The organism is Rheinheimera sp., assembly GCF_030824435.1.
GTDB lineage: Bacteria > Pseudomonadota > Gammaproteobacteria > Enterobacterales > Alteromonadaceae > Pararheinheimera.
The window spans coordinates 13229-28452 of the sequence record NZ_JAVBXS010000022.1 but is presented as its reverse complement, the minus strand read 5'-3'; the positions used below and the strand labels follow the sequence as shown (position 1 = coordinate 28452).

Annotated in this window: 10 protein-coding genes and 2 tRNA genes; 3 read left to right on the top strand and 9 right to left on the bottom strand. The window is 47.8% G+C overall.

The features are described 5' to 3' along the window. Window positions 1-3 precede the first annotated feature (3 nt). The 7 genes from RCH83_RS05325 to RCH83_RS05295 form a co-directional block, all read right to left on the bottom strand. Window positions 4-80 (bottom strand) — tRNA-Arg (locus tag RCH83_RS05325). A gap of 17 nt (window positions 81-97) precedes the next feature. Then, window positions 98-187, bottom strand: a tRNA-Ser gene (locus RCH83_RS05320). 167 nt (window positions 188-354) lie between these two features. Further along, complete coding sequence (gene csrA, locus RCH83_RS05315; RefSeq protein WP_031568392.1) at window positions 355-558, bottom strand: carbon storage regulator CsrA; 204 nt, start codon at window positions 556-558, stop codon at window positions 355-357. 117 nt (window positions 559-675) lie between these two features. Further along, the gene (locus tag RCH83_RS05310) at window positions 676-1887 is read right to left on the bottom strand and encodes an aspartate kinase (protein ID WP_306519784.1); all 1212 of its coding nucleotides are present in this window, start codon (window positions 1885-1887) and stop codon (window positions 676-678) included. Window positions 1888-1891: 4 nt separating this feature from the next. After that, on the bottom strand, window positions 1892-4510 hold the full coding sequence (gene alaS / locus RCH83_RS05305; protein ID WP_373689744.1) for an alanine--tRNA ligase: 2619 nt from the start codon (window positions 4508-4510) through the stop codon (window positions 1892-1894). Between the two features lie 495 nt (window positions 4511-5005). Beyond that, window positions 5006-5470 (bottom strand): regulatory protein RecX, encoded by a 465-nt coding sequence (locus RCH83_RS05300; RefSeq protein WP_306519780.1) that lies wholly within the window; start codon window positions 5468-5470, stop codon window positions 5006-5008. After that, window positions 5460-6173 (bottom strand): hypothetical protein, encoded by a 714-nt coding sequence (locus RCH83_RS05295; RefSeq protein WP_306519778.1) that lies wholly within the window; start codon window positions 6171-6173, stop codon window positions 5460-5462. The genes RCH83_RS05300 and RCH83_RS05295 overlap by 11 nt, the downstream gene beginning before the upstream one ends. Window positions 6174-6597: 424 nt before the next feature. Here RCH83_RS05295 and RCH83_RS05290 point away from each other — a divergent pair, with 424 nt between their 5' ends. Then, entirely contained in the window at window positions 6598-7791 is a 1194-nt protein-coding gene (locus RCH83_RS05290) for a JmjC domain-containing protein (RefSeq protein ID WP_306519776.1), read from the top strand. A 134-nt stretch (window positions 7792-7925) separates the two neighbouring features. Here the strand turns inward: RCH83_RS05290 and RCH83_RS05285 are convergent, their stop codons facing one another. Continuing rightward, complete coding sequence (locus RCH83_RS05285) at window positions 7926-10091, bottom strand: S46 family peptidase (protein ID WP_306519774.1); 2166 nt, start codon at window positions 10089-10091, stop codon at window positions 7926-7928. Window positions 10092-10329: 238 nt separating this feature from the next. Between RCH83_RS05285 and RCH83_RS05280 the strand changes: the two genes are divergently transcribed. Both RCH83_RS05280 and RCH83_RS05275 read left to right on the top strand, forming a co-directional pair. Continuing rightward, window positions 10330-10824, top strand: a complete 495-nt coding sequence (locus RCH83_RS05280; protein ID WP_306519768.1) for a TIGR00645 family protein — start codon at window positions 10330-10332, stop codon at window positions 10822-10824. 146 nt (window positions 10825-10970) lie between these two features. Further along, the gene (locus RCH83_RS05275) at window positions 10971-14666 is read left to right on the top strand and encodes a hybrid sensor histidine kinase/response regulator (protein WP_306519766.1); all 3696 of its coding nucleotides are present in this window, start codon (window positions 10971-10973) and stop codon (window positions 14664-14666) included. Window positions 14667-14770: 104 nt separating this feature from the next. Here RCH83_RS05275 and RCH83_RS05270 read toward each other — a convergent pair whose 3' ends face one another. Beyond that, entirely contained in the window at window positions 14771-15109 is a 339-nt protein-coding gene (locus tag RCH83_RS05270) for a hypothetical protein (RefSeq protein ID WP_306519764.1), read from the bottom strand. Window positions 15110-15224: the final 115 nt, after the last annotated feature.

Below are 15224 nucleotides of genomic sequence, written 5' to 3'. Positions count from 1 at the left end.
AGATGGCGGACGCAGGAGGATTCGAACCTCCGACCGCTCGGTTCGTAGCCGAGTACTCTATCCAGCTGAGCTATGCGTCCATCTAATCTAAAACAACTGGCGGAGGGAGAGGGATTCGAACCCTCGATAGAGTTTCCCCTATACACCCTTAGCAGGGGTGCGCCTTCAGCCACTCGGCCATCTCTCCGCGCTACGTTGCGGTGCGTATATTAATGTCTTGGGAAAATATGTCAAACATTTTTTCCCGCTTAAAAGTTTGTTTGCCGACCTTTTAAGCAATTTGAACAATTAATAACGAATACGGGCAAAAATCACACAGTAAAACAGATAAAACAAATATTTAGCGCAACAGAATTATTGGTCATCATCCTGGCTATAGCTGCCTGGAGTGCCTTTTTCTGCCTGAATTCGCATATAGATTTCTTCGCGGTGTACAGAGACTTCTTTTGGTGCATTTACACCAATACGAACCTGATTACCTTTTACACCTAATACAGTAACTGTGACTTCGTCACCGATCATTAAAGTTTCACCAACACGACGGGTTAAAATAAGCATTCGCTTGCTCCTATCCTTTTTAAAATTCCAGCTGTACTGAATGACGCTTGGTCTGACTGCCGTCGCGTCCATGTCCACAATCATAACTCAGGCTTCAAATTTATGAAAATCCTGGAATTAATTCTCTGTGGTGACTAAAGCCTGATGCAGCGCCCTGGCAACTTTCTCCAGCAACTCGGCGGCGATCAACACTGAAAAACGACTTTCTGAATTACTCATCAGCCAGATTTGCACATTCATGTCATGCAATATGCTGAATATTTTGGCTAATAACATTGGATCAGATTTAATTCCAACCCCTACGACCGACAGTTTAGCAAGGTTCTGCTGCGGATGATGCAGAGAAACCATACTATTTTCTGTTATTTTCTGCACAGCATCAGTCACTTGGCTTAGATCTGCCGTGGCAAGACTAAAACTCAGTGTCAGTTGTTGTGGCCATTCTCCATCCTGCTGCAACATATCGGTTTCGATATTCAGCTCAGCCAGACTTTGCATCACTTGTTGCAATTGGCTGGCGCTGAGTTGCTGCAGCTTTAATAAAGTCACACCCGTCTGACCGGCAATACCGGAAATGGTCGGCAATACCATCAAATCATCCTCATAGGTAATCAAAGTGCCGGCATCGGGTTTAAAGGTGGATAACACCCGAAGCGGCACTCTGTGCAGCGCTGCGTATTCCACCGACCTTGAATGCAGCACCTTGGCGCCAACACTGGCAAGTTCCAGCATATGGCTGCACGGCATCAGGCTCAGTCTTTTGGCATCGGCACAAATGCGGGGGTCTATGGTATAAACGCCATCCACATCGGTATATATCTGACATTCATCAGCTTTAAGCGCCGCCGCCAAAGCAACAGCTGAGGTATCAGAACCACCACGGCCCAATGTCGTCACGTTGCCTTCAAAATCACGGCCCTGAAAACCAGCGGCCACCACAATATGGCCTTGCTCCAGCTCCTGCAATAAACGTTGGTTGTCTACTGCTGTAATACGGGCTTTGCCAAATTTATTGTCGGTATGAATACAAATTTGGTCGGCCAATAAAGATACGGCGGGATATCCCCTTTTGATCAATGCCATAGCAAGCAAAGCGATAGTGACCTGCTCACCTGTGGCTGCCAGCACGTCAAGTTCACGGCTGGCTGCTTTGGGGTCAATTTGTTGTGCCAGACCAAGCAGACGATTGGTTTCGCCCGCCATAGCCGACACCACAGCTACCACTTTATGGCCGGCCTGAATGGTGCGGATAATCAGCTCCGCCACCCTTTCAATACGTTCGGTGGACCCTACCGAGGTGCCACCGAATTTTTGTACCAATAACGCCACGCTGTTACAGCTTCGCGCTTAAGTAGCCGGTTGCAGCGGCCAACACGCCTGGCAAAGCAGCCACATTAGTACCGCCAGCCTGCGCTAAATCTGGTTTGCCACCGCCTTTACCACCGACTTGTTCCGCAGCCCAGCCAATCAAGGCACCGGCCTGCACTTTGTCGGTTAAATCTTTGGTCACGCCGGCAATTAAACTGACTTTATCATCCGCAGCTGTTGCCAGCAGAATCACACCAGAGCCTAATTTCACTTTCAGCTCATCAACCATAGTGCGGAAAGCTTTGCTATCCGCGCCTGGTAAATTGGCAATCAGCACTTTCACACCGTTAATCTGCACCACTTGCTCAAGCAAAGAAGCTCCGGCAGCGCTGGCCATTTTCGCTTTGGCTTGTTCCAGTTCTTTTTCCAGCGCTTTGCTCTTATCCAGCGCCTGAGTGACACGCTCGGCAATGCTCATCACATCACCTTTGAGCATTGAAGCCACCAGCTGTGCCTGTTGTTCCAGCTTATGCAGATGGGCAATAGCCCCTTCACCTGTCACAGCTTCAATACGGCGTACACCGGCTGCGATGCCACTTTCCACCACAATTTTAAACAGGCCTATATCACCGGTGCGGTTTACGTGGGTACCACCACAAAGTTCAGTGGAGAAAGCGCCCATCGACAATACGCGCACGTCGTCATCGTATTTTTCACCAAACAGCGCCATAGCACCGGCCGCTTTAGCAGCTTCTAAATTCATCAACCTGGTGCTGACTTCGTGGTTTTGCTGAATTTGCTGGTTCACCAACACTTCAAGGGTGCGGATTTCGTCGGCTTTCACTGCTTCAAAATGTGAGAAGTCAAACCGTAAACGCTCAGGCCCTACTAAAGAACCTTTTTGCGTGACATGTTCACCCAGCACCTGACGCAGGGCGGCATGTAATAAATGCGTTGCAGAGTGGTTTTTCTTAATAGCGTCACGGCGGGCGCTGTCAATCACAGCTTCTACGCGGTCGTTCAGCTGTAAAGTACCGGCCAGCGTGCCTTTGTGAGCAAAAGCTTTGCCTACTTTGATGGTATCAACAACGGTAAATACACTGCCGTCCGCCAGCTTTAACACACCGCTGTCGCCCATCTGGCCGCCAGACTCGGCATAAAATGGGGTTTGATCCAGCACAATCAGCGCCTGCTGACCGTCGATTAACGAGGTCACAGCTGCACCATCACGCAGAATTTCCACCACTTTGGCATTGCCGTGCTCTTCGCTGTAACCGGTAAATTCGGTGACATTGCTTGAAGTTAACGCCTGATTGTAATCAGCACCAAAGTTCGAAGCTTGCTGCGCACGTTTACGCTGTGCTTCCATCGCCGATTCAAAACCGGCCTGATCGACGCTAAAACCACGTTCACGCGCCACATCAGAAGTTAAATCGATTGGGAAACCATAAGTGTCATACAACTTAAAGGCCACTTCACCAGGTATTACAGTGCTGTCGCCTAAATTCGCCAACGCGTCGTTTAACAACAACAAACCACGTTCCAGTGTTTTGCCAAACTGCTCTTCTTCCATGCGCAGTACTTTTTCAATAATGGCTTGTTTTTCAATTAGCTCCGGATAGGCTTCACCCATCTGCACACCAAGTTCAGCCACTAACTTGCTGAAAAATACCCCTTTGGCGCCCAGCTGATTACCGTGACGTACAGCACGACGGATAATACGGCGCAGCACATAACCACGACCTTCGTTTGATGGCATCACACCGTCAGCCACTAAAAACGAACAAGAACGGATATGGTCGGCAATAACGCGCAAAGATTTATTGTCTAAATCTGTGGTGCCGGTAATGGCAGCAGCGGCTTTGATCAGGCCCTGGAAGGTGTCAATTTCATAGTTGCTGTGTACGTTTTGCAAAATAGCGGCAATACGCTCCAGGCCCATACCGGTGTCTACGCTTGGTTTTGGCAGCGGTTCCATCCGGCCATCAGCGTGGCGGTTAAACTGCATAAAAACGTTGTTCCAGATTTCGATAAAACGGTCACCGTCTTCTTCCGGTGAACCCGGTGGGCCGCCCCAGATATGGTCGCCATGGTCATAAAAAATTTCGGTACAAGGGCCACAAGGACCGGTATCACCCATAGCCCAGAAGTTATCTGACGCATAAGGTGCACCTTTGTTATCACCAATACGAATAGCACGTTCTACCGGCACACCAATCTCTTTGGTCCAGATATCAAAAGCTTCATCATCTGTGGCATACACAGTGATCCACAGTTTTTCTTTGGGTAATTTCACCACTTCGGTTAAAAATTCCCACGCAAAAGCAATGGCTTCACGTTTGAAATAATCACCAAAACTGAAGTTACCCAGCATTTCAAAAAAGGTATGGTGACGGGCGGTATAACCGACGTTTTCCAGATCGTTATGTTTGCCACCGGCACGTACACAACGCTGGGAAGTAACAGCACGTTTGTAACTACGCTGGTCCTGACCTAAAAATACGTCTTTAAACTGCACCATACCGGCATTGGTAAACAGCAGGGTTGGGTCATTGCCCGGGATCAAAGAACTGCTGGCAACCACCTGGTGATCTTTACTGGCAAAATAATCCAGAAATGCGCTTCTGAGTTGCGCTGATGTCATGTACATATCCAAATCCTACTGTCTTTATGTTATACCCGTCGCCCTTGAAGCCACAGCTTTGTTGACCGCGTTCAATCGCCCCAATCACATAGTTCACTATGCTCATGGGGACTCATTCACTTGTCGCCGCGCTGCAGCGTCAATGGCTTAGGCTATATACCCGTCGCCCATGAAGCCGCAACGTTAGTTATCAGGTTCAATCGCCCAATCACATAGTTCACTATGCTCATGGGGACTCATTCACTTGTCGTGGTATCCACCACGGCCGGCAGCAGCGTCAATGGCTTAGGCTATATACCCGTCGCCCATGAAGCCGCAACGTTAGTTATCAGGTTCAATCGCCCAATCACATAGTTCACTATGCTCATGGTGACTCATTCACTTGTCGTGCTATCCACCACGGCCGGCAGCAGCTTCAATGGCTTAGGCTATATACCCGTCGCCCTTAAAGCCACAGCCTTATTTATTACCAGCCTATTCCAGCACGAAATTTTATTAATCCGGCTTTAAGGCGTACTGTATTTGCGCGCCGTTAAAACCACGCCGCTGCAAATATCCCATGCGTTTTTGTTTATCCTGAAAATCTTCTACCGGCTTGCCCTGATACTTTTTCTGGTATTGGGCAAGCGCCAACTCAAACCAATCAATTTCAAGTGTTTCAATGGTCCGGGTTAATAATTCTTTATTGATGCCCTGCTCTCTTGCTGCCTGCGACAAATACAGCGGGCCATACCCTTTGTTTATTTTTGAACGCACCAAAAGCGCGGCATAACGTTCATCACTCTGGTAATTTTCGGCACAACACCAATCCAGCAGCTGCTGAATATCGTCGTCTAAACCACCTTTTTGTTTTAGCTTCTGCGCCAGTTCCTGTCTGCTGTGGTCGCGCCGGCTTAATAAATCGATGGCGATTTTTTTAAGCTCAGCCGCCGTCAGCGGTTCAGTCTGCTCAGACCTCAAGATATTCCACCTTATTGTCTGAAGCCGGAGTTAAGGCAAAAAACTCGCGGAACGACAGAAAAAAGCTGATGGATAACAAAGGCAACACCAATAACCAGGTTAAAAATAAAGTTGGGATCCCTGTCATCAGCAAGCCAATCGCAACCAAACCATAAAGGGTTAATGGCTGCACGTTACGCCAGCAAGCTAATAAACTGGCCTGCAAAATAGGGAATAACCTTTGTTCCCGTAAAAAATAAGCAATGGCAACGGCATAAGCGAACATCATCATCACCAGGCTGAGTAACATCACAAAAACAAACATCAGCCCCAGATTATTCACACCAGCCTGTATATCTGTCACCAGTTGAGTGGCAATGAGGGTCAGCGGAATACTCAACAGCATATTGGCAGCGGCCAGCCGTAAAAACACAGCTCTGATGCTGGCGTCTTTCAGCGGTTCCCAAAAATCACTAAAGGACACTTGTTGTTGCTGCTGCATCGCCACCACACAACGGTATAAACCTGCTGTTAAAAACGGGTTTAACAAAGCGGCAACGACACCAAGCAAAGGATGCAAGGCGCCAAACAAAGACGTCAGGTGAATCAGCATCACGGTTTGAATACAAAGCCCCGGATATTGTTTAAATAACGCCCAGGCCTGTTGCAACCAACGAACCCCAGCCATGGCCGGAGCCCGGCGTACCACCAGTTGCAATTTCATCTCACAAGTCTCCAGAAAATCCTACCAGCTCAGGGTCAAGCGCTTTGCTGAAAAAATGTCCGACCAGTGTCGGATGCGAGACCAGCCAAGCCCTGCAGCATGTTTTTAAAGCGCTCTATCATACTGCAAAAAGCACTGAATACCAATCAGCCATCAAATGCTTGCCAGTGTCGCTTCAAACCCGCAGCGCCGAACAATAATAAGGGCCGCATGCGATACTGTTGCCAGCAGCACCAAAAACAGAATCTTAAGCATTTACCCTCAACAACAAGCCCTACCTTAGTGATGATTCACCATAACGTTTCCTTACAAAAAAGCCTGCCCACTTGCCGATTTTGTGCACAAACCTGATTCTTCCGCGGCCAATATCACAGTAAGATAATACCTCAGGCCCTCAAATCACCTTTACAACGGAATTGTTAGATTGATCCTCAGCGAAGCAAAAAAAATTCTGACGGACAGCCTTAGTCCTTATAGTTACGACGATTTTTTTGATTTTATTGTTGGCAAAAAGCCTTTAGCTTTGCTGCAGCAACCCAACGAGCACAGACTTTTATTGTTAGGGCAGGAGCCAAAAGCAACCTTATTGGCGAATTTTGCCAGTTATGCGCCCAACCTGACCTGTCATATCCATAAGCCTATAGTACCACCGCCAGAAGCAAGAGCTGTGCAAAGCGCCAGCGAATTTCAGCAGTTGATCAATGAATATCATCAGACGGGTTATACAGTCCGTATTCCCGAGTTGCAGGATATTTCGGCTGAGCTCAGCCTGTTTACCAGAGCGTTGGAATTTATTATTCAGAATCCTGTATCCGTTGTTTGTTTCTGGAGTCAGCAGGATGCCAGAGCACCCGTGCACTATGACGATGTTGATGTGATAGTGATCCAGCTGGTTGGCACTAAAAGATGGTATATCTCGGAGCAGCAGCCCAAACTGGCTAATAAGTGGAAAAGTCTGGCTGAAGGTCCACCAGCGCTGGAACCTTATCAGTTATATGATGTACAACCAGGGGACTTACTCTATTTACCTAGGGGCACGGCACACACCGTTGAATCAACCAGCGAATCTGTACATTTATCTATAGGTTTTGTACCTGTCACTATCCGTGAAGCTATTGCAGCAGCACTGGATTTTTATTCTGATTTAGACCGGCCACTGCGCGCCGGTTTGGGACAACGCCCCGACCAGCTATCTGGCGAAACAGGCGCTGCGCTGATGCATCAACAGATCCGTCAGGGCATTGAAAAACTACGCCATATTTGTCAGTCCGATCTGTTTTTACAGGACGCTTTGCAATTTCGTCAGCTTAGAATGGTCGAAAATTTAGCCAAACTGCCAGCGGGGCAAAGCGGGCAAAACCAGCTCCCCCTGACGTTGCATGACAAGGTGCACCACCATCCGCTGGCAATAGCTGCGATGTTAAGCAACGAAAAAATCACCGATTTGCGCTTCCCCGGCAAACAAACGTTGATCCACAAAGGTGCAGAAGCAGCTGTTCGTTTTATGCAGAACAATACTGAATTTACCCCGGCACAACTGCCAGGAGAGCTCAGTAGCGAAGTGAAACTGGCGTTGGTGAATAAATGGTTGTATGACGGTTTTTTACAGCGAAAATAAACAACACTGTGGTGAAACTGCTTACGAAACCAGCAGCTGCAAAACAGCCACCCGGCGAACAAATTGTTGAAATAAAAAAAGCGGACCAAAGTCCGCTTTTTTATTTGCATAACTCTGGGCAAGAGCCCCTGTTATTAACGCACTATTTCCATTTCTTTCAGAAGGTTAGTTGCACCGTCTACTTTTTCCATTTGCCACAACATATAACGGCTGTCGACATGGATAGAACGGTTAAGCAGAGGATCGTAATCAAAATTGCCGATAATGCCTTCAATCACACCATCAAACAATAAACCCACTAACTCAGCATTGCCGTTTAAAGTGGGTGAACCCGAGTTGCCGCCTGTGGTATCGACGTTGGTTAAAAAGTTTACTGGCACTGCGTTTAATTGCGGGTGCAGATAACCTTCAAAATCACCTTTGGCAATAGCCGCCATTTGTTTAGCCGGCGCGTCAAAAGGATCAAGACCAGTGAATTTTTCACTGATGCCTTTGAGTGTGGTAAAGGGGCTGTAAGTCACAGCATCTTTTGGCTGATAACCCTGTACTGTGCCGTAAGTGACACGTAAGGTGCTGTTGGCATCGGCATACACTGGTTTGTTTTGGGTTTTATTAAAGGCAATCACAGCTTCCATGACTTTTGGTCGTGCCACTGCCATTTTACCCATCCACTCTTTGCCTTTGTGCTCTTCGGCCATATCGGTGTCAAACATCGCGATGGCAAATTTAATCATCGGATCTTCACTCTTCTGGAAGTCTTCCACCGATTTGCCGACCCAGGCCAGACGTTCAACTTCGTCTGCTAAAGCAGAAGTGCTGTACATGGCCTGCAGTTTTTCCCGCATCAACTTTTTATCAAAAGCGGCACTGTCCAGACCAAAAAACTTGTCAAAAGCCGCCAAACGCTGTTTAGCCGGCAATTTGCTGTAGTGCTCCAGGAAATGCAAAGCAATTTCCAGATCCACTGCCGGGTCAAAGCTGCGGGACATACGTTTTAAACCTGCTTCAAAACGCTGGGCGTCACGTTGCTGATAACCGGTTTCACGTTCAGCATCAGGTTTTAACTGTTCATGGGCATTACGGTATAACTTACGCGCCGTACTGAACATCTGGGCATAACCAAAATAATTCAGCACTAAATCACGTTGTTGGTTAGCGGCACCTTCTTCGATGAGCTGCTGCAGATTTTTGATTGCAGGCGCAAATCGGGCCTGACGGCTGGTGTCAGACTTGACCCAACGGTTTAATACAGCTTCAAATTCGTCTTTACGTTGCTGTGTGTCGCCCTTTTGGTAACTTTGCAGCATGCCATCGAAGTTTTTTGCGTAATTGGCCAGATTGGCCAGAATAGCTTCATATTTAATGCGCCCTTCCGAGCCTTCAGGCGTTAGTTGTTTGATCAAAGCTATGGTTTCTTCGCGGTAACTTTTCGACAGCGGCAACAGCTGAGTGAACTGATTTTTCACTTCATAGGCTGTGTTGTATCTGTTGGTGCGGCCAGGATAACCAATCACCATCACAAAATCGTTTTCCTGCACACCTTTGGCCGACACTTTTAAAAATGAAGGAGGCGTAAAAGGTACGTTTTCGGCATTAAAATCCGCAGGTTTGCCGTCTTTACCCACATAAGCACGGTAAAAAGAATAATCCCCTGTATGACGTGGCCACATCCAGTTGTCGATATCACCACCAAACTTGCCAACACCACCGGCTGGTGCGTGCACCAGACGTACGTCGCGGATCTCCAGCTGTTTGATCAGGTAATATTCCAGGCCACCATGAAAACTGTATACATCACAACGATAACCCGGCGTGCTTTCACACTCGGCGACTAAGGCTTTACGCAGCTCGTCAATTTTGTCAAAACGTTCTTTACCCACCAGAGCGGGCGTCAGTTCCTGATTAATCTGCCTGGTGACATTGCTGACTTCTTCAGTGACAAAAACTTTAGAACCCGGAGCTGCCGGTAATTCTTCATCCAAATCTTTGGCGAGGAAACCGTTGGCCAATAAGTTATTTTGTGCAGTGCTGTTGTGCTGAATACTACCGTAAGCACAATGATGATTGGTCACCACCAAACCCTGATTGGAGATAAAAGAAGCAGTACAACCGCCTAAACTAATGACTGCATTCATTGGAAAACTGGTCAGTTCGGCAATACTTTTGGCATCAATCGCCAGACCTTTGCTTTTTAATACAGACTCCAGTTCCGGCAGCTGATGCGGCTGCCACATTCCTTCGTCAGCCACAGCCTGTGCGCCGAACACCAGCGCCACCGCAAGCATGGTTTTTTTCATCATAAAAGATTCCTTTGACAAGACTTAATCGAAGCTATCACAGCGCCGGGACAGCACCCGCACCACTGCGGGCAGTGGCAGGCATTGTGCGATAATTTTCAAAAATGTACAGCATCAAGCACAACAATTTGGCACAGTGCCTTGAATTTTTTTGAAAAACCACCAGATCAGCGCTTTGACTTTGTACAGCTGCGCTCTTTTGTCCAACTGCGCTACGACTTGATAAGACTGGAGACTGTCGATGGAAAAACTACTGGAAAAAATGATTTATGCATCCCGCTGGATCATGGCGCCTATTTACCTGGGTCTGAGTCTGGTGTTACTGGCTTTGGGTATTAAATTTTTTCAGGAAGTTTTTCATATTCTGCCCAACATTTTTGCCATCAAAGAAGTGGACCTGATCCTGGTGGTCCTGTCATTGATCGACATCTCTCTGGTGGGTGGTTTGATTGTGATGGTGATGTTTTCCGGTTACGAAAACTTTGTCTCCCGCCTTGATATCAATGACTCAGACGAAAAGCTCAGCTGGCTTGGCAAAGTAGATTCAGCTTCGCTGAAAAACAAAGTCGCGGCTTCAATAGTGGCTATTTCTTCCATTCATCTTTTGAAGATTTTTATGGACACCCGCAATATCCCCAACGACAAAATTATGTGGTATCTGTTTATCCACATTACTTTTGTGTTGTCGGCTTTTGCGATGGGGTATCTGGATAAAATCATGAAAGATAAAGAGTAACAACTTGCCTTTGCTTGTGCCTCCTGGGCATCTGCTATAACCTTTGCTGAAAGTTTGACCACAACGCTAAGGCACGCCAACACTGGCTCAGGATGAGGTACAAGTTGCAGGGATCAGCATCAACATTCATTGTGCGGCGCTTGCTGTTGTTAAGGCCAGCGTTATTGTTTCACACCTTATACAGCTTATTGTTGTTGCTTGTCTGCCTTGCTGCACAGGCCGAAACCGGCCTGCCACTACTCAAAAACTACAAACCCAAAGATTATAACGCCGGCAGCCAAAACTGGGCACTGCTGCAGGATCAGCGTGGGCTGATCTATGTTGGCAACAACGCCGGTGTACTGGAGTATGACGGTGTACACTGGCGCACCATCAGAACCGCAAATCAGTCGGTGGTGCGCTCTATGGCGCTGGGCACTGATGGCCGCATTTATGTCGGAGCCAAAGCTGAGCTGGGTTATATCAACCCATCAGCCTCCGGCAATCAATACCATTCCTGGACCCATCGTATTGCCGCCCAATACCGTAATTTTCAGGACGTACGTCAAAGTTTTTACACCGACGACGGGGCCGTTTTTGTCACCCGCCAGCATATTTTTCTAATCAACGACGAGCAGGTGCAGATATTTCAGAGCCAGAGTCATTTCCAAAAAGCGTTTTTTGTCGCCAACCGTATTCTGGTGCAGGACGAACAACAAGGCCTGCTGGAACTGAAAGATAAGCAATTGTCACCACTGCCGCAGGCACTTTCGCTGCGTGGGAAAAACATTATTCTGGCCGAAGATTGGAGCAACGGCACTGTGTTGCTGGGTTGTCGTAGTGATGGTTTTTATTTGCTAAAGGACCAGAGTATAGAACCATGGCACACTGAATTAACCCCCAGATTACGTCAGGCGGTGATTTACAGCAGCATCAGACTCAACAGCGGCTTATTGGCTGTTGGCACTTCAAGAGACGGGGTATATCTGCTGAACCCTCAGGGTGAGCTGGTACAGCATCTGAATAAAAGCTCGGGTCTGTTAAGCGACAATATCCGCGCTTTATATCAGGACAAACAACAAGGGTTGTGGCTGGCGATGGATCATGGTCTGGCCAGAGTCGAAGTATCGGCTGCCATTTCACAATACCATGATGTGCTTGGTCTGCATGGCAATGTATTGTCGTTAATCCGCCATCAACAGCAACTGTATGCCGGCACCAGTCAGGGTTTGTTTTATCTGAACCAGAGCAGCAGCGAGAGACCAAAATTTGTAGCAGCACAAGGTATTTTGCAACAAACATGGGACTTACTGAGCCTTGCTGATGAACTGATAGTTGCCAGTAATCAAGGCATTTTCAGCGTGACTGACGGCCAAAGCCGTTTGTTATTGCAGCCGCCATTGCCGGCTAAGGTGTTAATGCAGTCGGTTACAGATCCAAACCGGATCTGGCTGGGTTTACAAAATGGTTTGGCCAGTATGTACCGGCATGGGCAGCAGTGGCAATTTGAAGGACTGGTGCCTCAGGTCAGCGGTACTATCAACAGCCTGGTAGAGCAGCAGGATGGCGAACTCTGGCTTGGCAGCCTCGGTCATGGCCTGTACCGGCTGCAGCCACAGAACAGCATGGACAACTCACTTCTGGCAACAACCCAGCCTGCACCTATTGCAGATGCCAGCAGTGCAAACCTCAGCAACAGACCCCGGCTGTTTGTCACGCAGTTTTTGCAACAAGCCGGTTTACCAAGCAACAATCGCAATGAAGTGTCACAACATAATTCAGCTTTGTTAATTGCCACTGTCGCAGGGCTGTATCGCTTTGACGCTGCATTACAACAGTTTTTCCCGGATCCGGCTTATCAGCTGCTATTTAACGAACAGCCCTGGATCCGTACGCCTATGGCAGACAGTCAACAAAGATTATGGCTGCTAAGCTGGAACAATCAGACAGGAGAACGGCAAGCCGGCGCCGCAGTCCCGGTAAGCACACAACAAAATACATCGGCCACCACTATGCTGCCGGCGGCACACAGCAAAAATTCAACTCACACTGAACCCGGTTTTTACTGGACCACTGCGCCTTTATATCCGCTGGCCGACACGCCGCTTGATGTTATTCTGGTTGATCACAAAGACGTCATCTGGTTTGGTGGTGCTGAAGGATTGTTCCGGCTTGATACAACAAAACTAACAACAACAGACAACAGCAGCTTACCAGCCCCTTTATTACGGCGCTTACTGGTGAATAACCAACAGCTGCCAATAAACGCAACAGGCAAGTTACAACTGGATGATCAGCAAAATAATCTGCGTTTTGAATATGCGATCCCCCGCTTTGGAGCGTCCGACAATCTGCAATTCAGAGTGCGGTTGCGGGGTTTTACTGAACAATGGTCAGACTGGAGTGCAGAAAGTTACCGCGACTACACCAATCTGAGCCCGGGGCAGTATCAGTTCCAGCTGCAATATAAAAATGCTTTTGGTGATATCAGCGACGCTACAGCCTTTGTGTTTGAGATCAAAGCCCCCTGGCAGCAAAGCTGGTGGGCAAAAAGTTTGCTGCTGCTGTTGTTGATGTTGTTGCTGGGATTATGGGTCAGGCACCGGCTACAACAGGCGTTAAAAGAACAACAAAGATTAAGTCAACTGGTGGCCGACCGTACCAGCCATCTGGAAAATACCATGTTGCAGCTGTCACAAGCCAAAAGCAAAGCAGAAGCAGCTGTCATCGCCAAAAGTGAGTTTCTGGCCAATATGAGCCATGAGATCCGCACGCCGATGAATGCAATTATTGGTTTTTCGCAACTGGCACAAAACACAGAATCTTTTGCCGAACAGCAACTGTATTTAAGCAAAATCACCAATTCCAGTAAAATTTTATTAAGCATTATCAATGACATCCTTGACTTCTCTAAAGTAGAAGCCGGCAAACTCGAACTGGAGAAAATCAGTTTTAAACTCAGTGATATGCTGCAGCAGGTGCGGGATTTGTTTATTGAACAAAGCCGGCAGAAAAAACTGGAACTGCAATTTAGCATCAACCCGCAGCTACCCGCATTCTTAGTGGGAGATCCGTTAAGACTCAGTCAGGTGTTGGTTAACCTGCTTGGCAATGCAGTGAAATTTACCGGCAGTGGCCAGGTAAAATTAACTGTGGATCAGCAAAGTGTTGATAGTGGCTCTGGCCAACAACAAGACGAAATCTGGTTACATTTTGCCGTCAGCGATACCGGCATAGGTCTGACCCAGCAACAATGTGATTTGTTGTTTCAGGCTTTTAGTCAGGCCGACAGTTCCACCAGCCGCAAATACGGCGGCACAGGCCTTGGCCTGAGTATTGCCCAGCGTCTGGTCCGACTGATGGGTGGCAGTATTCAGGTGCAAAGTATGGTTGGGGTCGGCAGTACTTTTAGTTTCAGCGCCCGTTGTTATCAGGCACCACAACAGACAACCGAAGTGCAGTTGCCAGCGGAAAAACCAGTGCCAATAAAACAAAAGATACGTCAGGCACGGATTTTATTGGTAGAAGACAATAGTTATAACCAGACCTTAGCGCGAATTATTCTGCAACATGCCGGCTTTAGTGTGGATATTGCAGAAAATGGTGCCGAAGCGCTGGAAAAACTCGAAACAGGCAGTTATCAGCTGATTTTGATGGACGTACATATGCCGGTGATGGACGGTTACTCTGCCACCAGGGCTATTCGTCTTGATGCACGCTGGCAACATTTACCTGTGATTGCGCTGACCGCTCATGCCACAGCAGATTTCCATCAGGAATGCCTGGACGCTGGCATGAATGATTTTGTCACTAAACCGATGGACGCCGCTTTGTTGCTGGAAAAACTGCAACAGTGGTTGTAACTCAATTGGCTCCGGGGCCTTGCCTGCAAAAAGCTGTGACCCTGACTAAGCGTCACAGCATCATGCAAAAAGCCGGTCAGAGCCGGCTTGCAATAACAGCCTGATTAACGGCCATCTTCAAAACGTAAACTACCACTGACTGCTTCATAGGTGCCGTCGGTGTAAAGCACCAGCGCTTCTCCCATATAAGTCACCATTGATCTGGCTTTAAATGAACAATAAGTGCCCTGATTTTTACAGGCTGTTGGTTTATTCCAGATCACCTGAGACACGGGTTTGCTGATATTCACCACCGAAAAACTGGCCGGAGCATAGGCCTGACCCCAAATCATGGTGTCACAATCGCCAATTTCCACCTGTGAACCAATCTGGCACTGCAGATCTGCCGCCCACAGCGGACTGGCAAAGGCACTCATTAATACAGCAATGGCTAACTTTTTCATAAAATTTCCCTGTTGTTTGTAATGAAGAGATAAGGATGCTTTGCCTTGGCAAAGCGAATACCAGCTTGCATCAGGCAAAGCAAAAACAACCAGTACACAACGATGGATATAAATT

Bases quoted from the DNA above. Each gene is read 5' to 3' on its own strand.
- csrA (WP_031568392.1), bottom strand. From the start codon at position 558: ATGCTTATTTTAACCCGTCGTGTTGGTGAAACTTTAATGATCGGTGAC.
- alaS (WP_373689744.1), bottom strand. From the start codon at position 4,510: ATGACATCAGCGCAACTCAGAAGCGCATTTCTGGATTATTTTGCCAGT.
- RCH83_RS05295 (WP_306519778.1), bottom strand. From the start codon at position 6,173: ATGAAATTGCAACTGGTGGTACGCCGGGCTCCGGCCATGGCTGGGGTT.
- RCH83_RS05285 (WP_306519774.1), bottom strand. From the start codon at position 10,091: ATGATGAAAAAAACCATGCTTGCGGTGGCGCTGGTGTTCGGCGCACAG.
- RCH83_RS05280 (WP_306519768.1), top strand. From the start codon at position 10,330: ATGGAAAAACTACTGGAAAAAATGATTTATGCATCCCGCTGGATCATG.
- RCH83_RS05270 (WP_306519764.1), bottom strand. From the start codon at position 15,109: ATGAAAAAGTTAGCCATTGCTGTATTAATGAGTGCCTTTGCCAGTCCG.